The sequence below is a fragment of the Streptomyces sp. NBRC 110611 genome, assembly GCF_001590865.1.
In the GTDB taxonomy this organism is placed as follows: domain Bacteria; phylum Actinomycetota; class Actinomycetes; order Streptomycetales; family Streptomycetaceae; genus Streptomyces.
Genome location: NZ_BBUY01000023.1, coordinates 69,779 through 94,089 on the forward strand (window position 1 = coordinate 69,779; position 24,311 = coordinate 94,089).

Genomic DNA, 24,311 nt, shown 5'->3' on the forward strand with positions numbered 1-24,311 from the left:
TCCCTCGGCCCCCTGCGGCCGCTGCGATCCCCCGATCCCCCGATCCCTCATCCGAGCGGAGACACCAGGTCCTTGGACGGCCCCGCGGCCGCTTCGGAGGCGGCCGTCCCGCCACCGGCGGCGGTTCCGGACGGTCCCGAGAGGCCGAGGCGCAGCAGGACCAGCTGGGCGATGTCGGTGATGGTGCCGCCGCTGCGCAGCAGTTCCATGGGCGGGATGTCGATGTCGAAGCGTCCCCGTACGGAGACCAGCAGCTCGGCGATCATGAGGGAGTCCAGGCCGTACTCGTCGAGCCGCCGGTGGTGGTCGAGTTCCGTGTGGTCCAGGTGCAGGACGTCGGCCAGGAGGCGGGCGAGCGTATCGGCGATGGCGCGCGTCGCGTCCTCGACGGACATGGCCGCGAGTGCCCGCAGGATCTCCTCCCGGGTGTAGTCGGCCTCCGCCATGTTCTCCGGGAGCAGCGTGGCGCACCTGGGTGCGGCGAGAGCGGGCAGCAGACGGCGCAGGTGCCCCCAGTTGTAACGGCCGGCACCGGCCACGTCGAGGTCACTGCCCGTCAGCAGGCCGGCGGCGGTGAACGCCTCCCGGAGCGACACCGGCTCGATCCCGGCGGAGGCGAGGATCCGCGTCAGCTCGTTGCGGGCGACATAGCCGGTCTCACCGATGGCTCCCCAGGCGATCGCCTGTCCGGCGGCCCCACGGCCGCGACGGTGCCGGGCCAGCGCTTCCAGCCAGAGGTTGGCCGCGACGTAGTTGGTCTGGCGGATGTTGCCGAACGTGGTCGTGCCCGATGAGTACATCAGGAACATCTCCAGCTCGCGCCCGTCGAGGAGCTGGTCCAGCACCATCGCGCCGCCCGCCTTCGGGGACAGCGCGGCCGCGAACCGTTCGTCGGTGAGCTCGGTCAGCAGGTCGTCCTCCAGCTGCATCGCGCAGTGGACGACGCCGCGCAGCGGGTGCCCGCCCGCGTCGATCTCCTCGATGACGCGCCGCATGGCCGCGAGGTCGGCGGCATCGGCGGCGTACGCGGTGGCCTGTACTCCGCGCGCGGCGAGGCCGGCCAGCACGGCCGGGGCTTCGGGCGCCTGCTCGCCCCGGCGGCTGACCAGCGCGAGGTGACGCACGCCCCGCTCCGCGAGCCAGCCGGCCGTCGCGGCCCCGAAGCCACCGAGGCCGCCGGTGACCAGATAGGTGCCCTCCGCGTCCAGGCGCGGCGCCCGCCCGCGCCGCTCCACGGGGACGGGTTCGTCCAGCGGGTCGAAGGCGATGACGACCTTGCCGGAATGGCGGGAGTGCTGGAGGAGCTGGAACGCCTCCGCCACCCGCGCGGCGGGGTACACGCTGTGCGGCAGCGGCCGGTACGCCCCCTCGCGTACGCGGGCGGCAACGGCCGCGAACAGCGCCGCACCATGGACCGGGTCGAAGGCGAGGGCGGTGAGGTCCACGCCGAAGAACGCGATGTTGTTGCGGAACGGGCGCAGGAGCAGCGGTTTGTTCTCGTAGATGTCGCGCTTGCCCAGTTCGATGAAGCGGCCGCCGGGGCGCAGGAGTTCCAGGCCGCGCGTGATCGCCTCGCCGGCGAGGGAGTTGACGATGACGTCGACGCCCTCTCCGCCGGTGGCCGCCATGACGCCGGGGGCGAACTCCAGGCTGCGGGAGTCCAGGACGTGGTCGACGTCCAGGTGCCGCAGCAGTTCCCGTTTCGCGGCAGTGCCCGCTGTGGCGATGACGCGGGCCCCGCGCATCCGCGCGTACTGGAGGACGGCGAGGCCGACTCCGCCCGCACCGCCGTGCACCAGTACTGTCTCCCCGGCCCTGAGCCGGGCCAGCTGGTCCAGGCTGTAGTGCACGGTGGAGAAGGCGACGGGCAGGGTGGCGGCCTCGGCGAAACCCATCCCCTCCGGGATGTGCGCGAGGGCCTGGTGCGCAGTGACGGTGTGCGAGGCGAGGGCGGCCGGCGCCAGTCCGTACACCCGGTCGCCGGGCCGGAAGCCGGTGACGTCCGGTCCGACGGAGGTGACGACGCCGGCGCACTCCAGGCCGAGGCCCACCGCGCTGTACGTCCCTTCGACCGCCTCTGCGGGCAGCAGTCCCACCGCTTGCATCATGTCCCGGTAGTTCAGCGCGGCCGCCCGTACGGCGACGGCCACCTGGCCGGGGCCCGCCGGGACAGGGGCGTGCTCCACCCAGGCCAGCTGGTAGGAGAGCCCGGGCGAACGGACGTCCAGTGCGAACGAGTCCGCCGCCGGGGAGGCGGCCACCGCCGGGCCGGCGGCGGGCAGCGCCAGCTCACGGGGGACGAATCGGCCGCCGCCGGCGGTGAGGACGACTTCCGCCTCGGCGTCGTCCGAGAGGAGCTCGCGGGCGACGCGGCGGGCGCCGGTGACGGTTTCGCCGTCGCGGTCCAGGGAGATCATGCGGACGGACAGCCGTGGTTCCTCGTTGGCCAGGGTCCGCGCGACGCCCCACACGGCGGCGTCCTGGGGCGCGAGGGCGCGCTCGGGCCGGGGCAGTGCGCCGCTCGGCCGGGTCACCATGGTCAGGGACGCCCGTACCCCGTCCGCGAGGCGGGCGCAGGCAGCGGTGACCGCACGCATCAGGGCGGCGCGCCCGGTTGCCCGTGCCACCGCCCGGGCGGGCTCCGGCCCGGCGGCCTCGCCGAGGATGACGCAGACGTCCGCGCCGTCCTCCCCGAACTCCGCCGCCCAGTCGGCCGGGCCCTCCGCCAGCATGCGCACCGTCGTCCCGCCGTCGTCGTCGGGCGGCGGCACCAGCGCCGCCAGGGCCCGTGCGAAGCCGAGTTCCGCGGCCGTCTCCGCGGCGATGACCCACCGGCGGCCCGGACGGGGCGAGGGCAGCGGCGGCGGGACGACCACGCGCCGGGGAGCCGCGGCGAGGAGGACGGAGAAGTCGTCGCGGCAGGGAGCGGCGTCATCGCCGGTGCGGACGACGTCGGTGAAGCCGCACCGCTCCAGCAGAGCGGGCCACCGGTCCGCGGGCAGCAGCGGCGAGTCCGGGCGTTCCTCGTGGTCGGTGCGGTCCCAGAAGCTGTCGAGGGCGCCGAAGTAGGGCGCCAGCACGTGCGGATCGTGGCTCTCGATCCCCAGCAGCAGCCCGCCGGGCGCCAGGAGAGTCCCGAGGTGACGCACCGCCGATTCCAGGTGCCGCGCGGTGTGCAGGGCATTGGCGGCGATCACGAGGTCGAAGCCGGCCTCCGGCAGCCCCTGGGCGAGCGGGTCGGCGTCGAGATCGAAGGGCCGGTATGTGACGAAGTCGTACGCGGCGAAGCGGCGTTCGGCGCGCGCCAGGAAGGCCGCTGAGACGTCCGTGTAGACGTACTGGGCGCGTTCGGACGGCAGCAGCGGAAGCAGCGCCGCGGCCATGCCGCCGGTGCCCGCCCCCACTTCCAGCACGCGCAGCGGCCGGTCGGCCGGCCACCTGCGCACCGTCTCCCGCAGGAGGGCCTGTGCCACACGGTTGTGGAAGCGCAGGATGAAGGCCGTGTCGTAGAGCTGCTCCAGCTCGGCGAGGCTGCCGCCGGACACCAGGACTTCCAGGGGGTCCCGGCCGTCGCTGGTGAGCACCTCCCGCAGCGTGCTGATGGCGAGCCTGCTCTCCACGGACGCCTGCGGGAACTCCAGCGTCAGCCGGCGCAGCAGCTCCCGGTCGTCGAAGGCCGGGCGGGTGAGCCTGAGCCGTCCGGAGTCCTGCTCCAGCAGCCCGTGCCGGACCAGTTCGGGGATCATGCAGGCGAGGTAGGGCCTGCGCCGCGGGTCCATGCCCACGGCGATCAGGTCGGCGACCTCGAAGGGCGCGGTGACGTCCGGGAGCAGGGCGGCGAGGGCGGCCGCGTGCCGGTGGGCGGCGGCCTCCTTGAGCAGGGCGACGAACCCCGCGTAGTCGTGCTCGTGCCAGTCCGCGCGGAGGGCGGCGATCCGGCCGGCGGCCCCCGCCGCGATGCCCGCCGGGGCTGCGGGCGGCTCGCCCTGGACCGGTTCGCCGGCGCCGGGCAGGGCGCGCAACTCCGTGTGATGGGTGATCAGGGGCGTGTGGTGGGCGCCGGCGAGCCGCCGCAGCCGGCATCCGCGCAGTTCGACGCCGACCGTTCCCTCGTGGTCGGTGACGACGATGTCCCAGCACGCCTCGTCCGCCGAGAGCGCGCGCTGCCGTACGTGGATCCAGCCGGCCGTGGCGGGCGTGCGCCACACGCGGGCGGCCCCGACGGCGGCCGGCAGATAGACGGCGCCGTCCGCCACCGCCTCGCCGAGCAGCGGTGCGCCCGCCTGCAGGGCCCCGTCCAGCAGGGCGGGGTGCGCCGTGTACTCGTCACCGGGCGCTCGGTGCCGGTAGGCCGCCAGCACCTCACCGTTGCCCACGTGCAGTTCTCGCAGCACCTGGAAGGCGGGACCGTACTGGAGTCCGGCGCGCCCCACCGTGTCGTAGTGTTCCGCGCCGCCGACCAGACGCGGGCAGCGGGCGCGTACCCCGGGGACGTCGAGGTCCGCCGGCGGCCGGCCGAGCAGGGCACGGACCCGTGCCCGTACGTGCTGCCGCGGACGCGGGGACTGCCCGTCGGTGCTGGTGATGCTCACCAGCCCGTCGTCCGGGGTGACGGCCAGCTGGACGCGGACACTGCCGGCGTCCGCGGCCCAGGGCACGACCAGGGGGCGGGTGATCTCCAGGCAGTCCACTTCCACCGTCTCGTCGAGGGCGTGGCGGCCGGCGGCCAGCGCCATCTCGACGTACGCCGTCGCCGGGACCACGACCGATCCCGCCAGCTTGTGGTCGGCCAGCCAGGGCGCCAGCGCGGGTTCGACGGCGCCCTGCCAGGTCGGTACCGGAGACGGCAGCCGCTCGCCCAGCAGCGGGTGGTCCAGGTGCCCCGAACCGCTGGTCCGCAACCAGGTCTGCGGGGTGCCGTTCCAGTGCCGCTCGCGCTGCCACGGGTACGCCGGGAGCCGGGCCACCCGGCCCTGTCGGGGGAAGTACACGCTCCAGTCCACCTGGGCGCCTTCGGCCATGAGCGTGGTCACCGCCTGGTGCATGGCGTCCGGCCCGTCGGCGCCGCGCCGCAGCGTCGCCGTCACCGCGATCACGGCCCGGGGGCGGGAGTTGGCGATCCGGCGCAGGTAGGAGCGGAGGACGGGGTGCGGCCCGATCTCCACGAAGACGTCGGCGCCGTCGTCGATCGCCTGCTCCACCGCCGGGGCGAACCGGACCGGCTCCCGGACGTTGCGCCACCAGTAGTCCGCACCCAGGCCGGTGCCCTCGATCCGGCCACCGGTCACGGTCGAGAACATCGCCAGCCTGGTCGCCGCGGGCCGCAGGCCGGCCAGCCCCTGACGCAGCGGCTCCTCGACCGGGTCCATCGCCGCGCTGTGGAAGGCGTAGTCCAGGCCGAGTTCCTTGCAGCCCACGTCGCGCTGTGTCAACTCATCGGTGTACAGCTTGAGTTGGTCCGACGGGCCGGCGACCGTCACATCGCGCCCGCTGTTCACGGCCGCCAGCTCCAGCCCGGGGAAGGCGGCCATGGCCTCCTCGGCCTCCGCCGGGGGCAGCGCGACGGCGGCCATCCGGCCGCTTCCCGCGGTGGCCGCCTGGGTGCGGCTGCGCTCGGCGATCACCTGGGCGGCCTGTCGCAGGTCGAGCGCCCCGGCGACATGGGCGGCGGCGACCTCGCCGACACTGTGCCCCAGCACGCTGTGCGGGGTGACGCCCTGTTCCGCCAGCATCCGCACCACGCCGACCTGCACGGCGAACAGCAGCGGCTGGGCGATCTCCGTGGCCGCGAGACGTGCCTGGTCCGCCGGCCCGGCGAGCTCCCCGGCGACCGACCAGCCGAGCAGCGGGGCCAGCGCGGCATCGACCGCCGCGACGGCCTCCCGGAAGGCCGCGCTGCTCGCGAGGAGATCGGCCGCCATGCCCGCCCACTGCGATCCGTTGCCGGAGAAGGCGAAGGCGATCCGCCCCTCGCGCACCGCCTGGGCGGTCGTACCGACCGGGCGGGCGCGCTCCTCGTCGTCGCGGGGGAGCGGGATGAACGCGCTCTGCTCCGGCTCACCCGCACCGGTGGGGGCGTCCGACGCCGGTGGGGCGTCCGGCGTGGGCAGGGCGTCCGACGCCTCCCCGGTGCCGGCGCGCGGCCCGGCGAGACCGCGCAGCCACCGGGCGGCGCCCCGGGGACCGGCCAGCACGGCCGCGCGGTGCGGGTGCAGGCCCCGGCGCCGGCACGTGGTGTAGGCGATGTCGTAGAACTCCCGCGGCGTGGCGGTCGCCAGCCGGTCGGCGAGCAGGGAAGCGGCCTCGGTCAGGGCCTCCGGTGTACGCGCGGAGACGATCACCGGGCAGGCCTCGGCGTGCCCCGGCGCCTCCTGGCCACCGGACCCCTCCCGTCGAGCGGGCGGCAGGGCCGGCGAAGAGGTGAGAATGGCATGGGCGTTGGAGCCGCCGAAACCGAAGGAGTTGACCCCGACGACCGGCCGGTCGACAGCGCCCACGGGCCGGCAGCGGGTGACCGGCGTGAGGTTGAGCCCGGCGAAATCGATGTCCGGGTGGGGCGGGCAGGCGTGCAGCGAAGGCGGGATCGTCCCGTGCCGGAGCACGAGCAGCGCCTTGAGCAGCCCCGCCATTCCGGAAGCCGGCTCCAGGTGCCCGACGTTGGTCTTGACCGAGCCGATCGGCAGTACCCCGCCGGCTCTGCGGCGGCCCAGGGCCAGGCCGATGGCCCGGCACTCCAGCGGGTCGCCCACCAGGGTGCCGGTGCCGTGCGCCTCGAGGTAGACCAGTTCATCCGGCGCCACGCCCGCCTGCGCGTACACCGAGCGCAGCAGGTCTTCCTGCGCGTCCGCGTTGGGCAGCGCGAGCCCCATGGTCCTGCCGTCGCTGTTGGACGCGGTCCCCAGGATCACGCCATGGATCCGGTCGCCGTCGGCCACGGCGTCCACCAGCTTCTTCAGGACGACGACGCCGCCCCCCTCGGCGCGTACGAACCCGTCGGCATGGGCGGAGAACGAGGCACACCGGCCGGTCGGCGACAGCATGGCCGCCTGGGAGAACCCCACGTAGTGGTAGGGACTGAGCAGCGCGTTGACACCGGCCGAGAGCGCCACCCGGCTGCTGCCGTCGAGGAGCGTGCGGCACGCCCGGTCCAGCGCCACCAGGGACGACGAGCAGGCGGTGTCCACCGCCATGCTGGGACCGTGCAGATCGAAGAAGTGGGACAGCCGGTTCGCGGCGATCGAGGACGCACCACCGGACATCGTGTACGCGTTGACGGCCTCCGGCATCATCAACTGCAGGGCCCCGTAGGAGGTGTCGGACACCCCCACGTACACGGCGGTATCGGACCCCGCCAGCCGTTCGGCGGCGATGCCGGCGTCGTCCAGCGCCTCGACGGCCAGTTCCATCAGGAGCCGGTGCTGGGGATCCATCTGCGCGGCCTCCTTCGGCGCGATGCCGAAGTAGGCCGCGTCGAAGGAGGCGATGTCCTCGAGGAAGCCGCCCGCGACCGTGTAGCTCTTGCCGGTCCGCGGCATCGATGTGTCAGCGAACCGGCGCGACTCGAAACGGTCCGCCGGCACTTCACCGACCACATCGCGGCCCTCCACCAGCGCGTCCCACAACCCGTCGAGATCGTGGATGCCGCCCGGCAGGCGGCATGCCGCCCCGACCACCGCGATCGCCCGGTCCGGTGACGCTGCCTTGTTGCCATGCATGAACGACCAGCTTTCCTACAAAGACGGGAGACAGGCGGCCCTTTGGGCAGCACGCGCTGGCGACTTTGTGACGCTTTGTAAGCATACAGCTACGCATAGTGCTCAAGCGGGTCGTGCTTCGCGCTTCGCTGGTCCTGGAGTGTCCGCGCAGCGGTGAGTCCCGGCATCCGGACGGGTGGCTCGGATGCCGGGACTCGTCTTCCGCTGCTTGCCGGGGGCTTCTACTTGCCGGCGGCGTTGTTGCAGCCCAGCGACGAGCCGATCTTGGTCTGCTGTGTGCCCGGGGCGCCTTCGCCGCCGAGCGCGTTGCCCAGCGCGCCGTCGAGGATTCCGATCGTGCCGAGGACTTCGACGTTCAGGTCGTGCGACCGGCACGAGGTGCCCTGCTTGATGTCGAAGTGGGTGCCGTCCTTCCGGCCCTCCTTCTCGCCGCCGGCGTGAGCGGTGCCGGCGCCGATGAGGCCGATGCTGCCGAGAGCGGCCACCACCACGGCAGCCTTGCGAAGCATGCGCATTTCATCTCCGGAGATTGATCGGATTCGATCCCGTATCGATCGAATTTGGGCAGTATGGAGGGTAATGCGAATTTCCCTCATCTCCTCGGCGACGCGCTAGGCCTGTCACCGGCATGAACGTGCGCCTCACGGATCTCGGCGCGCATACGCGTGGGTCGGCGCCGATGAGGCAGCATCAACTCCCATAGGAAAGTTGAAAGTTGACAAGGGGAGAGTCCGTTGCGTGCGCCCTGCCCGAGAGTCGGCGGCGAATACCCCGAGTTGAGGTGTTGTACGACGAGATGAAGTTGCCGAGCGCCGCGCTCCCGGTCTCCATCACCCGATCATCATTGGATGATTGGTGTGTTCGTCTGCCTGCTGCCTGCGTGCGCTCGCTGCCGGGCTTCCGCGGCCGAGGCGGCGGCGTGGCAGATCCCCGTCCGATCCGCGATCGTATGGTGCATGGACTCCGAGGAAATCGAGATGCGTGCAGCGGTCCGCGAGTTGGCCAGTGCGTTGGAGACGCTGCTCAACCTGATCAAGGCCGACGCGCTTCCCACCACCCCCGAGGCTCACGGTCTGATCCGGAAGGCGAGGACCTTCCTCGACGCATCGACCGGCCGGATCACCGACCCGGACCGGCCTGGTGAGATCCTCCCGCTGGCCACCGCGCTCAACAGGCTGATCGTCTCGGCGCGGGAGCAGATCCTCGACGATGCCGTCGCCGCCTCGCCCGTACCGGACCATCCGGGCATGTGAGAGGAGAGCAGCAGCGACGCGGCTCCGCCCGTACCGCTGAACGGGCCGGCTACCGGTCGTGCGCGCGCGGAACGGTGATGACCGGGCAGCGGGCGTGGTGCAGCACGCCCTGGCTCACGGAACCCAGCAGCATGCCGGTGAAGCCGCCGTGCCCGCGGGTGCCCACGACGAGGCCGAGGCTGTGCGCGGACTGCTCGATGAGGACCCGGACCGGGTGGCCGCGCACGACCTCATGGTGCAGCTCCACCTCCGGGTGCGCGGCACCATGCCCGGCCACCGCCTCCGACAGCAGCCGATGGCACTCGTCGAGTGCCGCCTCCTCGTCCGCACCCCCGAACCGTGGTGGGTGCCACACGTACAGCGCCCGCAGGCCCGCGCCGTGCAGGGCGGCCTCCTCGAAGGCGAGGTCGACGACCGCGGCGGACTCGGCTCCGCCGTCCACACCGACCACGAAGTACGGCGGATGATCGGTGACCCGCTGCGGCTCCGGTACGACCACCACGGGGCAGGTGGCGTGGGCGATGAGCGGCAGGGCGACGGAGGCGGAGGTGAAGAGCTCCTGGGCGGCGCTCAGATGCCAGGAGCCCAGCACGACCGCGGTGGCGTGCTGGGCCTGTTCACGCAGTACCCACGCCGGGTGCCCCTCCGCCAGCAGCCCGGACACCGGTACCTGCGGCTGCCGGGACTCGACGAAGGCGACGGCCTCTCGAAGAGTGTGGTCGCCTGCGACATGCAGCGCCGTGTTCCACTCCTCCCAGGAGGGCCGTCCGCCCGTCGGCCGGTACCCCGGGGTCGGTACGCCTTGAGCGTGGAGCAGCAGGAGCGGCAGGCGCCGTCGAGCCGCCTCGTCGGCGGCCCAGGCGAGTGCGGTGCGTTGGGACGGATCGGGGTCGACACCGACCAGGATCGGCGGGGGCCCTTCCGCGCGAGTCATCCCGTCATGAGTCATCCCGTCCGTATGCGTCATCCCGTCTCCTCGGTCATGGGTCATGGCAGCCCCCTTACCGCCGAGATGTGCCACTTCCACACATAGCGCTCTCCGGGCCCGCGCGCACGGCCAGCGCCCCGTCCCCGCCCGGCAGCGCAGCCACGGCAGGGGGCGGGCGACGGGCGACCGGGCACCTGCGCGCGTATTCTCGGATGTGGGCTGTCGGCAGTCGCCGACCGAGGACCCGGCCGGCCAAGCGGCCCCCGTACGAGCTGATGGGGGACGAGGTGACCGCTGCACGGCACGGCCGTCGGAAGACTTCGGCCCGCGGCCACCGGAGTGTGCCGCACACCGCCGACCTCTGCATCGAGGCATGGGCGGCTTCCCGCGAGGAGTGCATCGCCGAGGCCGTACGCGGCGTGGTCGCCGGCTTCGCCGACATCCCGGCGGAGGCTGCCGGGGTCACCCGCCAGTGCGAGGTGATCGCCGACTCCGACGCGCGGCTGCTGGCCGCGGTGATCGAGGAGGTCATCTACCGGATGGAGGCCGCCGGCGAGATCCCCGCCGACGTCGAGGTCAGCGCGTCCGCCTGGGGGGTGCATCTGCGGTTCACGATGGTCGGCAGCGATACGGCCGCACAGGTCGGGGCCGTTCCCAAGGCGGTGTCCCTGCACGGACTACGCCTGGTGCGAGCGGCTCCCGGCTGGACCTGCCACGTCACGCTGGACGTGTGAGGCACCAGTAAGGGCCGGTAGGGCCCGGCAGAGGGGCGCGCCCGGTTTTCAAGAGGGGCGCTGAGAAGTTCGCCCTATGGTCGGCCGCCGAATCGCTCGCCGCCTCGGCGCTGTTCGCCGTCGGTGCACTGGCCTTGACCGCGTGTGGCGGAGGTGACGGCTCCGCGGAGCGCGACGGCGGCAAGAACGGTGCCGGCGGGCAAGGGGGACGGCTCCGGTGTGAGGATCACGGTGTCGGCGAAGGACGGTGCCACCGACGCGAGTATCAGCAGCACGGGGGTACGGGCCAGCGGTGGCACCCTGACCGAGGTGAAGCTCACCGCGGCGAAGTCCGGCAAGGAGGTCGCCGGCGCGATCGCGCCCGATGGTTCCTCCTGGAAGCCGTCGGTGCGGCTGGAGCGTGGCACGACGTACCGGATCGTGGCGAAGGCCAGGGACGCCGAGGGCCGATCCGCCGCTGAACAGGCCACGTTCACGACGGTGTCCTCGAAGAACAGCTTCATGGGCGATGTCACCCCCGAGGACGGCACGACCGTGGGCGTGGGCATGCCGGTGTCCGTCCAGTTCGACAAGGCCATCACCGACAAGAAGGGCGTGCAGTCCAGGACGGTGACCTTCACCGTCGGCCGGTCCCAGGTCTCCACCGTCGACATGAACACGCAGACCATGACGGTGGTGCGGGGCGGCAAGCCCGTCAAGTCGGTGCCGATATCCGGCGGAAGCTCCCGGAACCCGACCTACAACGGCCAGATGGTCATCTCCGAGAAGCTCCGGGAGACCCGGATGGACGGCTCGACCGTCGGCTTCCAGAACCCGGGAGACTCCTACGACATCCCCGATGTGCCGCACGCCATGCGGTTGTCGACCTCGGGCACGTTCCTCCACGGCAACTACTGGAGCGACGCTTCGGTCTTCGGACGCTCGGGCACCAGCCACGGGTGTATCGGCCTGCGGGACGTCAAGGGCGGCGGGGGCGACACCCTGGGCAAGTGGTTCTTCGACCAGTCACTGATCGGCGATGTCGTCCTCGTCAAGAACTCGCCCGAGCGGACCGTCAAGCCCGACAACGGCCTCAACGGGTGGAACCTGTCCTGGAGCGAGTGGCAGGCGGGCAGCGCGGTGTAGGGCAGGTGACAGCCAACCTCCCCACTGTCCTCTGTGCCACGCCCGGAGCACCCCGGAGCACCCCGGAGCACCCCGGGGCCCGGGCCCGGCCGGCCTCCTTGTACGTTGCAAGGGGTTCCGGCGCACGATCGAAGGAGCAGGGGAAGGGATATGGGCGATATGCGCGACGTACTGGTCACCGGTGCCAGCAAGGGCATCGGGCTGGCGGTGTCCCAGCGGCTCGCGAAGGCCGGGTACGGGGTCGTCGGGGTGGCCAGGAGCGAGCCCGACGGCGGGTTCCCCGGTACGTTCCTGCGGTGCGACCTCTCCGACATCGAGGACACCGCGCGCATGCTGGAGGAGGTGGCCCGGGAGCGTACGGTCTGCCGCGTCGTGAACAACGCGGGCATCGCACAGCCCCAGCCCCTCGAGGACCTCGACCTGGCGACTCTGGGGCAGGTGGTGGACCTGAACCTGCGTGCGTCGGTGCAGATCGTCCAGGCCCTCGTGCCGGGCATGCGCGCGGCGGGCTTCGGCCGGATCGTCAACATCACCTCGCGGGCGACGTACGGCGCCAAGGACCGTACGTCCTACGCGGCGGCCAAGAGCGCGCTGGTGGGCTGCACCCGTTCCTGGGCGCTGGAACTCGCCCCGGACGGCATCACCTCCAACGCCGTGTCGCCGGGCCCCACCGCCACCGAACTGTTCCGCCGCGCGCGGCCCGTCGGCAGCGAGGGCGAGCGCACGGCACTCGCCTCGATCCCGCTGGGACGCCTGGGCACGCCCGAAGACATCGCGGCCGCCGTCGAGTTCCTGCTGTCCGAGGACGCGGGGTTCATCACGGGCCACGTCCTCGACGTCGACGGAGGCAGCAGCCTCGGCGGGCGCTAGGGCCTGTCCGATGGGTCCGCGTGGGCCCATCGGACAGGCCCTAGGGCGGCGGCACGCAGGGCCGGGCCGCCGTTACGCGGTCGCGACGGCTTCCAGCGGGCTCAGGGCGGCTGCCCGGCGGGCCGGTACGGCGGCCGCGACCGCGCCGATCGCGAGCGAGGCCAGGCACACGAGGAGCAGCGTTCCCCAGGGCAGTGCCAGGGAGTACTGCTCCACCGCGCCGTTGGCCAGCGAGCCGACCGACCAGGCGCAGAACAGGCCGCCCGCCAGGCCGAGGAGGGTGCCGAACGCGGCGACGGTCACCGCCTCCAGGCGGATCATCCGCCGGATACCGGCCCGGTCCATGCCGAGGGCGCGCAGGGCGCCGATCTCGCGGGTGCGTTCCGAGACCGACACGGCCAGGGTGTTCACGATGCCGAGCGCGCTGATCACGACGCCGATGGCGAGCATCCCGTACATCACGTTCAGCAGGTCGCCCATCGTGCCGGCGGCCTCGTGGACGAGTTGTTCCCGGTCCTGCACCTTCAGCAGGGGGCTGTTGCCCACCGCGGTGCGCAGCCGCTCCTCAAGGGTCTTCGAGGTCGCACCGTCGTCGGTGCGGACGAGGATGCGCTGGATGGTGCCGGGTTTGAAGCTGTTCTCGGCCACCTCGGTACGGGTGCCGAGCACGTCGTGGGCGGTGGGGTTGTCCTTGTAGACGCCCACGACGGTGTAGTGCTTGAAGGCCTGGGGTCGGCCCATGCTCGCGTTGAGCCTGCCACCTGTGCTCACGCCCTGCTCCCGGGCGACGGAGCTGGAGACCGCGATCCGGCCCGGCCCGAGGTCCTTGACGGAGCCGCTGACGAACTCGAGCTTCATGACCTCGTTCACGGTGTCGGGGTCGATACCGGAGATGTTCCGGACCCCGCCGCCGGTGAACAGGGTGGAGTCCGTGACGGCGCTCGCGGTCCGCACCCCGGAGGTGTCGGCCACGCGCCGTACGGCGGCCGGGTCGACACCCGTCATGGTGGTACGGGAGCCGATCACGTAGTCGGCGCCGAGCCCGGCCGCGGCCTGGCGGTCGAGGGCCTGCCCGGTGGAGTTGCCGATGACGGCGAGCCCGGCGACCAGCGCGGTGCTGATCATCAGGGTGACGGCGGTGGCCGCGGTGCGCCGCGGGTCGCGCAGCGCGTTCTCGCGGGCGAGGTGTCCGGTGATCCCGAAGCGGCCGGTCAGCCGGCCGGTCAGCCGGATCACGGGGGCGGCGAGCAGCGGAGCGAGCACGATCAGGGCGGCGACGAGGAGCGCGCAGCCGACCATGGCGTTCTGCAGGTTCGTCTCCGACGCGTCCTTCGCACCGGAGAGCGACACCAGCCAGCCGGCGCCGAGGACGAGGAGGGCGAGGCCCGCCACAGCGCGGATCCGGGACTGCTTGGCGGACGGCGGCGGTTGTTCCGTCGTGCGCATCGCCTCGACGGGCGCGACCCTCGCCGCCCTGCGGGACGGCAGCCACGCGGCGAGCACGGTGACGCCCACTCCCACACCCAGCGCTGCCACGACAGAACGCGGGCCGATCACCAGGGGGCCGCGGGGCAGCGTGCCCCCGCCGGTGCTCAGGACGTCGGGCAGCACCGAGGCGATACCGAGGCCGAGCAGGAATCCGGCCGCCGATGCGACGAGGCCGACCAGCAGCGCCTCCAGGAGGACGGAGCGGGACACCTGCCGGCGCGAGGCGCCGACCGCCCGCAGCAGCGCGATCTCACGGGAGCGCCGCGACACGAGCATGGTGAAGGTGTTGATGATGAGGAACGAGCCGATGAACAGCGAGACCCCCGCGAAGACCAGCGGAATCTTCGCGTAGCCCCGCGTCAGGCTGTCGACGAGGATGGCCTGCTGGTCGGCCTGGGCGGAGCCGGTGGTGGCCTCGGCCCGGTCGGCCGGGAGTACGGCGGTGACCCTGCGGGACAGCTCGGCCTGGTCGGTGCCGGGCGCGGCGGACAGATCGATCCCGGTGTAGCGGCCCGGGGACGCGAACAGCTTCTGGGCGGTCGCCTTGTCGAACAGGGCGAGGGTGCCGCCGGCGGTCACCCGGGTGTCCTTGGTGGTGACGATGCCGACGAGCCGCTTGGTCATGACCGGCCCGTCGGTGGCCAGCGTGACCGGGTCGCCGATGCGGAGGCGGCCGGCGGCCGCGGTGCCGCTGTCCACGGCGAGTTCATCGCCGCTCGTGGGGCCGTGGCCCTCGACCAGCGGATAGCGGCGGTCTTCGCCGTCCTTGCCCGGTACGTAGGCGGCGGCCCGGTTCGCCCATGCCGTGCCGGCCCGCAGCGGGGTGCCGTCCGCGGCGTTGAGAGTGGCCGAGCCGTCGGCCTCCGGCCGCACGGCGGCGACACCGGGTACGTCGGCCAGTTTCCGCGCGAGCGCGTCGTCGAGCACGCTGTCGCGCTGGTCGGTGGCGGTGCCCGGCGGGGGCTCCTTCGCGGTCACGCTGACCGCGATGTCGGCGAAGTTCTGTGACAAGGCGGCGCGGTGGGCCGCGGCGGAGGAGTCGGCGAAGACCAGGGTGCCGCAGACGCAGGCGACCCCCAGACAGACCGCGAGGACGGTCATGACCAGACGAGCCTTGTGCGCCAGGACGTTGCGCAGGGCGGTTCTCAGCATGGGTGGCTTTCGAGGATGTGGGAGGGACGGGACGGTACGGCGCGGGCGCGGGTCAACTGGTGCGGGAGCCCGCGTCGACGGCGGGGGTCCGGGAAGTGCCCCCGGAGAACCGCCGCATGACGTCGAGGACGCGGTCCGGGGTGGGGTGTGCCATCTCGTCGACCAGGCGGCCGTCGGAGAGGAAGACCACGCGGTCGGCGTAGCCGGCGGCGACCGGGTCGTGGGTGACCATGACCGCGGTCTGCCCCAGTTCGCGCACCGAGTCGCGGAGGAAGCCGAGGACTTCGGCCCCGGCGCGGGAGTCGAGGTTGCCGGTGGGCTCGTCGCCGAAGATGATCGCGGGCTGTGCGGCCAGCGCGCGGGCCACCGCGACGCGCTGCTGCTGTCCGCCGGACAGCTGTGCGGGGCGGTGGTCGAGGCGCTGGGCGAGGCCGACCATGGCGACCACCCGGTCCAGCCACTGCTGGTCGGGGCGGCGTCCGGCGATGGTCAGCGGCAGCGTGATGTTCTCCAGGGCGGTCAGCGTCGGCAGCAGGTTGAACGCCTGGAAGATGAAGCCGATCCGGTCCCGGCGCAGCGCGGTGAGCAGCCGGTCGTTGAGCGTGCTCAGTTCGGTGGTGCCGATGCGGACGCTGCCGGAGCTGGGCGAGTCGAGTCCGGCGGCGCAGTGCATCAGGGTGGACTTGCCGCAGCCGGAGGGCCCCATGATCGCGGTGAACTCGCCCTCCCGGAAATCGATGCTGACCCCGTCCAGGGCGACGACGCGGGTGTCGCCGCTGCCGTAGACCTTCGACAGGTCGAAGGCGGCGGCCGCGATGCCGGGCGTCGGGTGGGGTGCGTGCGGGGAACGGGGGACGGTGGTCACCGGGACTCCTCTTCGGGTGCGGAAAGGTGCACTTCGAAGGGTGTCGGGCGAACGTATCGGGGCCTGGGCCGCGGTGTATCGGCGTCTGCTCCGCTGTGTAGCAGTTCTGTAGGGGGCCGCTCGTCGGAGGCGGCCCGGGGCGGTCAGGCCGGCAGGTGCAGCGTGGCGACGGCGCCGCCGTCCGGGGCGTTGTCCAGGAGCAGCTCGGCGCCGAGGACGCGGGCCTGGCCCAGGGCGATGGTCAGGCCCAGGCCGTGGCCCGCGCCGCGCTCCGTCGCGCCCGTGTGGAAGCGGCGCGGACCGTGGCGCAGCAGGTCCCGGGGGAAGCCCGGGCCGTGGTCGCGTACGAGGACCGTACGCCCCTCGACGGTGACCTGGACCGGGGCGTCCCCATGCCGGTGGGCGTTGACGACGAGATTGCTGACGATCCGCTCCAGGCGGCGCGGGTCGGTCTCCACCGTCCGTGCGCCGTCCGCCCCGGCGACGGTGACCTCGGTGCCGAAACCGGTGCGCGTCACGGCCTCGCGGACGACGGCGCCGAGCGGCACATGCGCGCAGACCGGTTGTTCGGCACCGGCATCCAGCCGGGAGATCTCCAGCAGGTCCTCGACCAGGCCGCGCAGATCGCGCACCCGGGCCCGGAGCAGATCCTCGGTCTCACCGGGTGGCAGCAGGTCGGCGGCGGCCAGCAGACCGCCGACCGGGGTGCGCAGCTCGTGGGCCACGTCCGCGGTGAACTGGCGTTCGGTGCGCAGCCGTCGGCCGAGGCTGTCGGCCATGAGGTCGACGGTGGCGGCGATGTCGGCCACCTCGTCGCGGCCCTTGGTGGGCCCGGTCCGGGCATCGAGGTCCCCGGCGGAGATCCGGCCCGCGGTCTCGGAGACCCGCCGCAGGCGGCGGGCGAGCAGCCCGGCTCCGTAGACCGCCAGGGGCGAGGCCGCCGCGAGCGTGATCAGCGAGGCCGCCGTCACGGTCACGTCGAGCTGGCGCAGGGTGTGGAAGTCGCCGCTCATGTTGACGTGGACGGCGAGAACCGGGCTGCCGGGGCCGCCGGTCCGCTGGGCGGCCCAGAAGCTCGGCCCCATGTTTCCGTCGACGCGTCCGTCGTAGGCCGTGTGCCGGCTGCCGTCGGCGGGGTCGCGCAGTATGGCGGGCAGGCCGGCCGGGTCGAGCTCGGCACCGTCCACCAGCGTTCCGGTACGCCGGTAGACGTCCATGGCCGCGTACACGCTGTTGAAGGCCCGTGCCTGGGCCCGGTCGCGGATGTCGTGCGCGGTCCACAGGTGCACCAGCACGCCCACCGCCGCCACGACCAGGCAGGCCGTGGCCGCGGCCAGCGCGGCGATCTTCCAGCGCAGGGACGAGAGGTCCGGCCGCAGCCGGTCGAACGGACGCACCGGTCTCAGCGCCTGAGCTTGTAGCCGAAGCCGCGGACCGTCTCGATCCGGTCCCGGCCCAGCTTCCGGCGCAGCCGCTGCACACACAGATCCACCACCCGGCTGTCCCCGTCCCACCCGTACTCCCACACCTCACGCAGCAGGGTGTGCCGCTCCAGCACCACACCCGGATGCGCGGCGAACTCCAGCAGCAGCTTCAGCTCGGTCGGCGTCAGCGCCACCGGGCTGCCGGCGACGAACACCTCCATACCTGCGGTGTCGATCGTCAGATCCCCGAAGGCCAGGACCTCGGCCCCGGACGGCGACGGGCTCTCGCCCGCGGCGCGCCCGGGTTCCGGGACGGGCGCATAGGTCGCCCGCCGCAGCAGCGAGCGGATCCGCGCGACGAGCACGTAGGTGTCCACGGGTTTGACCACGTAGTCGTCCGCGCCGGCCTCCAGACCGGCTACGACATCGAGCCCGTCGCCGCGCGCGGACATCATCAGCACCGGCACCAGGCTGGTCTCCCGGACCCTGCGGCACAGGCCGATCCCGTCCAGACCGGGCAGCATCACATCCAGAATCAGCAGGTCGAAACCCTCGTCGCGGAAGAGCTCCAGTCCCGCCAGCCCGTCGGCCGCGGCCGCCACCCGGTAGCCGTAGCGCTCGAGGGCGACGGTGAAGGAGCGGCGCATCAGCTCGTCGTCCTCCACCAGCAACACGCGGACGGGACGCGACGAGGCAGCGGCAGGGGCGGACGAGGACACGGGCGCACGACTCCTGTTCGGAAGTTTCGGAATGTTCGGGATGCCCGGACGGCCCAGGCGGGACGAATGATGGCCTCCGCTGCGGCCTGCTGCCGATACGAAGGAACGAAAGGAACGATACGGCAGACACCAGGCGTGACGACCGCGTCACACCGCCGAAGGCGCAGCGGACACACAGCCCGCCGCCCACACTCTCCCCCTCCACAAACCCCCAGGTCAGATGGGCGGCACCGGCCGGGCGGCGGCCGGGCCCATGGCTCTCCGGCACGCTGCGGACCTCCCGTCACCCTGGCCCGGCGGACGGCGGCGGACCGATCCGATGGACAACGAAGCGCTCGCTGATACCTGCCGGATACAAAAGGGCGGATACTTGCGACTCCCCGATCTGTCGTCGCCGGTGTCGGACGGCTGTTGGCGATACTGTGGGACGCGCCTCCGGCCCTCCCGGCCGGAGTCGCGCAGCAGCACCCGACCAGGCAAGTCAGACCGTCAGTCACGGAGGGCGGGGCGGGCCGATCGAGCCCGGGGGATTGCCCCGAGGGCCACATGGGCTCCCCGTGGTGTTCGCCTCCCGCGCATTGTGGTGCGGTCGTTGAGCGGGGGTAGGCCATGGCAGAGGCGCCCGGAGAGCGGAGCGGCACCAAGGGGGGAGACCAGGCCGGCCGGAGGAGCCCGGACGACGCGGAGGACCTGGGGCGCCGCGCCCTCGCCCTCGACGCCGGGCTCTCGGTCCGCGACCCCGATCTTCCGGCCTCCTGGCCCGAGTACCGCGGGCTCGCCTCGCTCGTATGGATCCTGGTTCACCGCCCGGACTTCCGCAGCCACGATACGGAGGCGTTCCGCGCTCTCCTCATCCGTGTGCTGCGCTACCTGTTCGTGTCCGGCCAGTACCGGTCCGGCGTGACGATCGGCCGCAAGATCCACCACGACTGGACCGGGACGCTCGGTGCGGATCATCCGGACACATTGGCGGTGGCCAACAGGTTCGCCGGGTGCCTGTTCGGGATGAGGAAGTACGAGGAGGCGAGGGACCTGTTCGCGGCCCTCCTGCCCCGGTGCGGGTGGATGCTGGGCGGAGAGCACCCCCAGACCCTGGCCGTCGCGAGCAACCTCTGCGCCTCCCTCACCGCGCTCGGCGCGTATCAGGACGCCCGGGCACAGTGCTGGGACGTCCTGCGACGGAGCCAGCGGGCGCTCGGCCCCGACCATCCCAGCACCCTGCGCGCGGCCTCCAATCTCGTGGTCATCCTGCGGCACCTCGACGATCAGCAGACCGCACGGGCCGTCGCGCAGGACACGGTGCCGCGATACCGGCGGGCGCTGGGCGACGACCACCCCGACACCGTGAATGCCGCGAGAGACCTCGTCGCCGTCCTCCGCGCGCTGCGGGAGGATGACCGCGCGCAGTCCCTGGTGAACGATCTACTGCCACACTCCTGAATCGCCTTCAGGCGCCTTGCTCTCAGGTGCATTGCCCTCAGCAGAACCGTCTCGGGTGAATTGCCCTCAGCGAATCTGCTCGGGCGTGACGGTCAGCCAGTTCTTGTCGGCCGTCACCCGCTGCCCCAGCTCCTTCTGCCGCTTCGCATTGGCCTTCTTCATCGCGTCGAGCTCCTTCATGGCGCTCTCCTTACGGTTCACCCAGATACGCGCCCCGCCGTGTGCCACGTCCGCGGAGTGGAACAGCATCGGCCCGTCGCTCCGAGGAGTGTCACCGGCGGCAAGGACCGGCTTCTTCCACTCGTCGATGTACGTGTTGATGGCGGCCGGCTTGCCCTCGTACCAGGTGAGCGGTGCCCACAGACTGGGCGTCAGCTCACGCTGGGCGAGCGCCTTTTGCGCCTTCGCGTCGAAGCGCCCCTCGGCGATCTCCTTGCGCGAACTGGTGACCTCGCCGGTCTTCCGGTCCTTGAGCAGCATGGAGACGCCGATGACGTTCTCCGGCTTCACGTCATAGCCGTACTTCGGGTCGGACAGGACCATCCGTACCAGGTCCTCGCTCGCCGCGCTGACGACGTAGACGTCGATGCCGTGCGCGCGCAGAGTCCGGTACAACTCCTGCATTCCGGTGGAGAATTCGGGCGCCTTGACCTCTGTCCTGGTCAGCTTCCCGTCCTTGTAGTACTCGGCGGGTATCGCCTTGCCGTAGGCGAGCAGTTCGTCGACGTACTTCTTCAGTTCCGTCAAGGTGAAGCCGGAGAAGATCTGCGCGGCCCACGGGTAGCAGACCTGGTCATCGACCTCGCACAGCCGGTTGTAGTAGCTGTAGAGGCTTTCCTTGTGAGTGGCCGTGTCCTTGAAGGGGATGACCTTCAGGGCGGGGTCCATGGATGAGCGGGTCAGTACGCCCTTCATCTCGAGAAAGGGCAGCAGCGCCTCTTCGAGGTCGTTGCGGTAGGTGGTGTTGTCCGCGTCGAAGACGGCATACGCCCCCTTGCGGTGGTTCTCGGCGATGACCTTGCCGAGTCTCTTCGCCACGGGAGAGGGCCAGTGCTTCAGCTCCTTGGCGACGGATGGCGACGACACACCGGCGGCGGACGCGTCACTGCCTGGCCACAGAGCGCTGCCCGCGACCACCGCGGCGGTGAGCACCCCCGCTGCCCCGAAGACCGCAAGCTTGCCTTTGCCACGTATGTTCACGTCTGTCCATCCCTGCTGAAGCGAGTCCTGCGGTGATCGGCCCCGTACGGGGCGGCGCGTCATGCTAGGGCGCCGGCCGGGAATTTCCCATGAGCGAAGACACGGTGGGCGAGGGGCATGAAATGGGGAACCCCGGGTAATAGTGCGCGGCTGTGCGCACGCCCGGCTGGACTGGCCCGAGGGCGGCAAGCGGCCCTTCGGCGCCTACCGCTACCACGGTGAACCGTGCGCGGACCGGCCGCCGCCACCATTCTGTTCGAATACCCTCATTCATATGATTATCTCTCTACTAAAATATGCTGGGCCTCTGGTTTCTTTGAATGTTGAGCCGGGAAATCTCGCCACCAGATACCCCGAGGGGTAAACCTAAAGGGTAAAAGAGACTGGAGGGGTGGATTTCTTTATGGCGAACCTGGGCACGGAAGGCGACCTTCTGGAGCGCAAGATCGACGTCTGTTTCGGGCACGTCGACGTCGATGGCGACGGATTCTTCGATTCGGCGGATGTGATGGCCATGGCGGCCAGGATCATCACCTTTCAGGAGATTCCCTTCGGTTCGGAAAAGGCGCTGGGGCTTTTCGCCGGTTTCCAGGAATTCATGCAGAACATCCTGGCGCACCTCGACGTCGATGGTGACGGCAGGATCAGCCCCGAGGAATGGCGCAAGGGCATCATCGGCGTATTCGGCGAAAAGCCGGAGGAGTTCGATGCTCTCTTCCGGCCACTCGCGCAGGCCATCTGGCGCGTCTGCGATCGCGACGACGACGGTACCGTCAGCGCGGAGGAGTTCCGCTGCTTCCAGAAGGCGGTGGGAAGCTCCGAGAAGAACCAGCAACTCGCCTTCGAAAAGCTCGACATCAACGGCGACGGATCACTGTCCGTGGACGAGATCCTGAGTGCCTACCGGGAGTACTACACCAGTCGTGACCCGGCCGCGCGCGGCAACTGGCTCTACGGAGACGTCTGGGACACGCACGTCCCGGGGGCGATGAAGGCAGGTCTGTGAGTCCTCGGACGGCCGAGGAAAGCACCAAGGCTCGAGCGTCCGGTGGCGGGGTCGCGCAGTGCGTCTCCGTCGCCGTCGGCCACCGGACGCTCGAGCCGTTCCTTGCCACGGCCTTCGACGCGTACGAGGGGTGCTCACCCGCGGAGCCCCCCTCGGCCTTCGCCCTCCTCATAGGTACCCTGCGCAACGGTCAAGCCCTGATTCACACCACGGAGTTCGCGCGGAACGTCCGCTCCGCGGACACGGTCGCCACGGACGAGTTCCGGACGACCATCGTCCCCCGCTTCGGGGCGGCCTACGCCAATATGCACCGCGGATTCTGGTGCGACTCCCGAGACCTGCTCCGCATCCATAAGCGAGCGGCCGGCCTGGGGATGGACGTCCTCGGTTCCATCCATCTGCACCCCGACTGGCACCGGATAGGACCACCACACGAGCGGGGCTTGCGGGTCAGCGAGGCCCCGACGCCCATGGACACCTACATGTTCGGAAGCACCGGCTGGCCGGTCAACATGATCTGCTACGTGGAGTGCGAGGACGGGGTGCTGTCCTACACGCTGGGCGCGTGGAGCCCTCCCCTGGCTCCCCAGGAAACCGTCTGTGCGCCGCTGCGCATCCAGTTCCACGAGGCCCGGAGGGGATGCGGACGCACATGAACAACATCGACGTGAACAACAGTGACGCGCACAACAGCGACGTGAACAACGTCGATGTGAACGACATCGAAGTGCGCGCCGTCTTCGACGCCATGGAAGCCGCATGGGCCGGGTCCGACGCCGAGGCCTTCGGACGGGTTTTCTCCCATGACGCGGAGTTCACCTCCGTCCGCGCAGACCATTACCACGGCAGCGAGCAGATCGCGTCGGCACACGGACGTCTCTTCGCGACGGTGTACGCGGGAACCCGGCTTCAGGTCACCGTCCGGTGCGTCACCCGGCTCAGGCCGGATATCGCCGTCGCCCACGTGGAGAACAGAGTGCGTATCCCGCGCCCCGGCACGGACCTCGTTCTGTACGGGCAGGCGGTGCTGGAGCGACGGCGGGAGAAGTTTCTCATCGTCGCATTCATGAACATGTCTCCGCTGCGTCAATAAACGTGACTCCCGGAAAGGACGCCCATGCCCCGCCCCAGAATTCGTCATCTCGCCCTCTACGCCCGGAACCCGACCGAGCTGGCCCGCTTCTACGGCGAGCGTTTCGGCATGGAAGTGCTGGCCAGCGACAAGGAAGGTAACCATTTCCTGCACGACGGCTATCTGACCCTCGCCCTGCTCAAACTTGATATGAGAGGTGAAGCGCCAGTCGGGATGAACCACTTCGGATTTCAGGTCGACGACATCGGCCGTACGTGCGCGGAATTGGCGGACGAAAACGTGGAGCCACCCCAGCAGCGGGCCACCCCGCGACCGTATGCCGAATTCCGGGCCATCGACCCGGAGGGAAACTGGTTCGATTTGTCGGAGCACGGCTACGGAGTCGACTGAGGCCGGGGCGAGCGGCCGGACCAGTGGGCCGGTACGGCTTCCCGGAATGGAAACCGATATCGCATTCACGACACGGGGAAATTCATCTTTTGCCGGTACTCGGCGGGTATGGCAACCTCTCGAAAAGGGGCGGGAATCAGGAAGCCGAGACCATGGCCCGCCGTCGCCGAACGCGAGGGACGGCGGCATGACCCGCGGAGATGAGCAGCGTGGCGACAACAGCCGAACACCAGCCCCACCCCGGACATGACCACACGCACGGCGAGGGCTGCGGCCATGTAGCAGTCCCGCACGGCGATCACGTCGACTACGTGCACGACGGCCATCTGCACCGGAGCCACCAGGACCATGTGGACGAGTGCGAACCGGGCGGCCACGAACAGCACTCCGGTCACGACCACACGCACGGGGAAGGCTGCGGCCACGTCGCGGTGCCCCATGGCGATCACGTCGACTACGTGCACGACGGCCACCGGCACGCCTCGCACAACGGCCACTGGGACGACCACTAGACGGGAGTCACGAGGTGACCGCGGCCGGCAGGTCGGCCGCGGCGGGTACCTGACCCGCCGCGGTGGGGACGGTGAGCACCATGGTCATTCCGCCGCCGGGGGTGTCCTCGGCGTCGAGGGTGCCGCCGATGGCCTCGGCGAAGCCGCGGGCGACCGCCAGGCCGAGGCCGACTCCCGCGCCGCGTGGGGCGTCGCCGTAGCGCTGGAAGGGCGCGAAGATGCGGTCCTTGGCGTCGTCGGGGACGCCGGGGCCGCGGTCGGCCACCCGGATTTCGACGCGGTCGGCGAGTGCGCTGGCGGACACCAGCACGGGCCGGCTGTCGGGGCTGTACTTCACCGCGTTCTCCACGATGTTGGCCACCGCGCGCTCCAGCAGCCCCGGGTCGACGGCGACCAT

18 protein-coding genes and 1 pseudogene are annotated in these 24,311 nt (G+C 71.3%); 10 read left to right on the forward strand and 9 right to left on the reverse strand.

What is annotated here, in order from left to right:
* Positions 1-47 precede the first annotated feature (47 nt).
* Both AZE13_RS29980 and AZE13_RS29985 read right to left on the reverse strand, forming a co-directional pair.
* Positions 48-7,715 (reverse strand): type I polyketide synthase, encoded by a 7,668-nt coding sequence (locus tag AZE13_RS29980; RefSeq protein ID WP_066938931.1) that lies wholly within the window; start codon positions 7,713-7,715, stop codon positions 48-50.
* Positions 7,716-7,936: 221 nt separating this feature from the next.
* Positions 7,937-8,230, reverse strand: coding sequence for a hypothetical protein (locus AZE13_RS29985; protein WP_066938934.1), 294 nt, complete (start codon positions 8,228-8,230; stop codon positions 7,937-7,939).
* Between the two features lie 441 nt (positions 8,231-8,671).
* Between AZE13_RS29985 and AZE13_RS29990 the strand changes: the two genes are divergently transcribed.
* Complete coding sequence (locus tag AZE13_RS29990; protein ID WP_066938989.1) at positions 8,672-8,968, forward strand: hypothetical protein; 297 nt, start codon at positions 8,672-8,674, stop codon at positions 8,966-8,968.
* A gap of 49 nt (positions 8,969-9,017) precedes the next feature.
* Here AZE13_RS29990 and AZE13_RS29995 read toward each other — a convergent pair whose 3' ends face one another.
* The gene (locus AZE13_RS29995; RefSeq protein WP_066938991.1) at positions 9,018-9,902 is read right to left on the reverse strand and encodes a universal stress protein; all 885 of its coding nucleotides are present in this window, start codon (positions 9,900-9,902) and stop codon (positions 9,018-9,020) included.
* 281 nt (positions 9,903-10,183) lie between these two features.
* Between AZE13_RS29995 and AZE13_RS30000 the strand changes: the two genes are divergently transcribed.
* The 3 genes and pseudogenes from AZE13_RS30000 (at position 10,184) to AZE13_RS30010 (ending at position 12,625) form a co-directional block, all read left to right on the forward strand.
* Positions 10,184-10,630, forward strand: coding sequence for an archease (locus AZE13_RS30000; protein WP_258528080.1), 447 nt, complete (start codon positions 10,184-10,186; stop codon positions 10,628-10,630).
* A gap of 110 nt (positions 10,631-10,740) precedes the next feature.
* Positions 10,741-11,755, forward strand: a pseudogene (locus tag AZE13_RS30005) (Ig-like domain-containing protein).
* 159 nt (positions 11,756-11,914) lie between these two features.
* Positions 11,915-12,625 (forward strand): SDR family oxidoreductase, encoded by a 711-nt coding sequence (locus AZE13_RS30010; RefSeq protein WP_066938993.1) that lies wholly within the window; start codon positions 11,915-11,917, stop codon positions 12,623-12,625.
* 72 nt (positions 12,626-12,697) lie between these two features.
* On the opposite strand, the gene AZE13_RS30015 is transcribed toward AZE13_RS30010, so the two are convergent.
* The 4 genes from AZE13_RS30015 to cseB form a co-directional block, all read right to left on the reverse strand.
* Complete coding sequence (locus AZE13_RS30015) at positions 12,698-15,265, reverse strand: ABC transporter permease (protein WP_066938940.1); 2,568 nt, start codon at positions 15,263-15,265, stop codon at positions 12,698-12,700.
* A gap of 52 nt (positions 15,266-15,317) precedes the next feature.
* On the reverse strand, positions 15,318-16,130 hold the full coding sequence (locus AZE13_RS30020) for an ABC transporter ATP-binding protein (protein WP_066938943.1): 813 nt from the start codon (positions 16,128-16,130) through the stop codon (positions 15,318-15,320).
* Positions 16,131-16,273: 143 nt separating this feature from the next.
* On the reverse strand, positions 16,274-17,527 hold the full coding sequence (locus tag AZE13_RS30025; RefSeq protein ID WP_181690492.1) for a sensor histidine kinase: 1,254 nt from the start codon (positions 17,525-17,527) through the stop codon (positions 16,274-16,276).
* Between the two features lie 5 nt (positions 17,528-17,532).
* The gene (cseB, locus tag AZE13_RS30030; protein ID WP_398780264.1) at positions 17,533-18,201 is read right to left on the reverse strand and encodes a two-component system response regulator CseB; all 669 of its coding nucleotides are present in this window, start codon (positions 18,199-18,201) and stop codon (positions 17,533-17,535) included.
* Between the two features lie 681 nt (positions 18,202-18,882).
* Here cseB and AZE13_RS30035 point away from each other — a divergent pair.
* Complete coding sequence (locus AZE13_RS30035; RefSeq protein WP_079124520.1) at positions 18,883-19,713, forward strand: tetratricopeptide repeat protein; 831 nt, start codon at positions 18,883-18,885, stop codon at positions 19,711-19,713.
* A gap of 66 nt (positions 19,714-19,779) precedes the next feature.
* Here AZE13_RS30035 and AZE13_RS30040 read toward each other — a convergent pair whose 3' ends face one another.
* Positions 19,780-20,913 carry an HAD family hydrolase gene (locus tag AZE13_RS30040; RefSeq protein WP_309302246.1) on the reverse strand — a complete coding sequence of 378 codons (1,134 nt, stop codon included), beginning with the start codon at positions 20,911-20,913 and terminating at the stop codon, positions 19,780-19,782.
* Positions 20,914-21,304: 391 nt separating this feature from the next.
* On the opposite strand from AZE13_RS30040, the gene AZE13_RS30045 reads away from it, so the two are divergent.
* From AZE13_RS30045 to AZE13_RS30065, 5 genes are all read left to right on the forward strand, one after another.
* Positions 21,305-21,919: an EF-hand domain-containing protein gene (locus AZE13_RS30045; RefSeq protein WP_220127617.1), complete on the forward strand. Its 615-nt coding sequence runs from the start codon at positions 21,305-21,307 to the stop codon at positions 21,917-21,919.
* Complete coding sequence (locus AZE13_RS30050; protein ID WP_066938952.1) at positions 21,916-22,575, forward strand: hypothetical protein; 660 nt, start codon at positions 21,916-21,918, stop codon at positions 22,573-22,575. Before AZE13_RS30045 ends, AZE13_RS30050 begins: the two co-directional genes overlap by 4 nt.
* Positions 22,572-23,012, forward strand: a complete 441-nt coding sequence (locus AZE13_RS30055) for an SgcJ/EcaC family oxidoreductase (RefSeq protein ID WP_181690493.1) — start codon at positions 22,572-22,574, stop codon at positions 23,010-23,012. Before AZE13_RS30050 ends, AZE13_RS30055 begins: the two co-directional genes overlap by 4 nt.
* Positions 23,013-23,036: 24 nt before the next feature.
* Positions 23,037-23,402 carry a VOC family protein gene (locus AZE13_RS30060; protein WP_066938957.1) on the forward strand — a complete coding sequence of 122 codons (366 nt, stop codon included), beginning with the start codon at positions 23,037-23,039 and terminating at the stop codon, positions 23,400-23,402.
* Between the two features lie 200 nt (positions 23,403-23,602).
* Complete coding sequence (locus tag AZE13_RS30065) at positions 23,603-23,914, forward strand: hypothetical protein (RefSeq protein ID WP_066938960.1); 312 nt, start codon at positions 23,603-23,605, stop codon at positions 23,912-23,914.
* Between the two features lie 7 nt (positions 23,915-23,921).
* Here the strand turns inward: AZE13_RS30065 and AZE13_RS30070 are convergent.
* Positions 23,922-24,311, reverse strand: a 390-nt coding sequence (locus AZE13_RS30070; protein WP_066938963.1) for a sensor histidine kinase, incomplete at its 5' end; no start/stop codon positions are given.

What these genes read in the sequence shown, in the direction of transcription:
- AZE13_RS29980 (WP_066938931.1), bottom strand. Translation starts at nt 7,715, where the DNA reads ATGCATGGCAACAAGGCAGCGTCACCGGACCGGGCGATCGCGGTGGTC.
- AZE13_RS29985 (WP_066938934.1), bottom strand. Translation starts at nt 8,230, where the DNA reads ATGCGCATGCTTCGCAAGGCTGCCGTGGTGGTGGCCGCTCTCGGCAGC.
- AZE13_RS29990 (WP_066938989.1), top strand. Translation starts at nt 8,672, where the DNA reads ATGGACTCCGAGGAAATCGAGATGCGTGCAGCGGTCCGCGAGTTGGCC.
- AZE13_RS29995 (WP_066938991.1), bottom strand. Translation starts at nt 9,902, where the DNA reads ATGACTCGCGCGGAAGGGCCCCCGCCGATCCTGGTCGGTGTCGACCCC.
- AZE13_RS30010 (WP_066938993.1), top strand. Translation starts at nt 11,915, where the DNA reads ATGCGCGACGTACTGGTCACCGGTGCCAGCAAGGGCATCGGGCTGGCG.
- AZE13_RS30015 (WP_066938940.1), bottom strand. Translation starts at nt 15,265, where the DNA reads ATGCTGAGAACCGCCCTGCGCAACGTCCTGGCGCACAAGGCTCGTCTG.
- cseB (WP_398780264.1), bottom strand. Translation starts at nt 18,201, where the DNA reads ATGCGCCGCTCCTTCACCGTCGCCCTCGAGCGCTACGGCTACCGGGTG.
- AZE13_RS30035 (WP_079124520.1), top strand. Translation starts at nt 18,883, where the DNA reads ATGGCAGAGGCGCCCGGAGAGCGGAGCGGCACCAAGGGGGGAGACCAG.
- AZE13_RS30055 (WP_181690493.1), top strand. Translation starts at nt 22,572, where the DNA reads ATGAACAACATCGACGTGAACAACAGTGACGCGCACAACAGCGACGTG.
- AZE13_RS30060 (WP_066938957.1), top strand. Translation starts at nt 23,037, where the DNA reads ATGCCCCGCCCCAGAATTCGTCATCTCGCCCTCTACGCCCGGAACCCG.
- AZE13_RS30065 (WP_066938960.1), top strand. Translation starts at nt 23,603, where the DNA reads ATGAGCAGCGTGGCGACAACAGCCGAACACCAGCCCCACCCCGGACAT.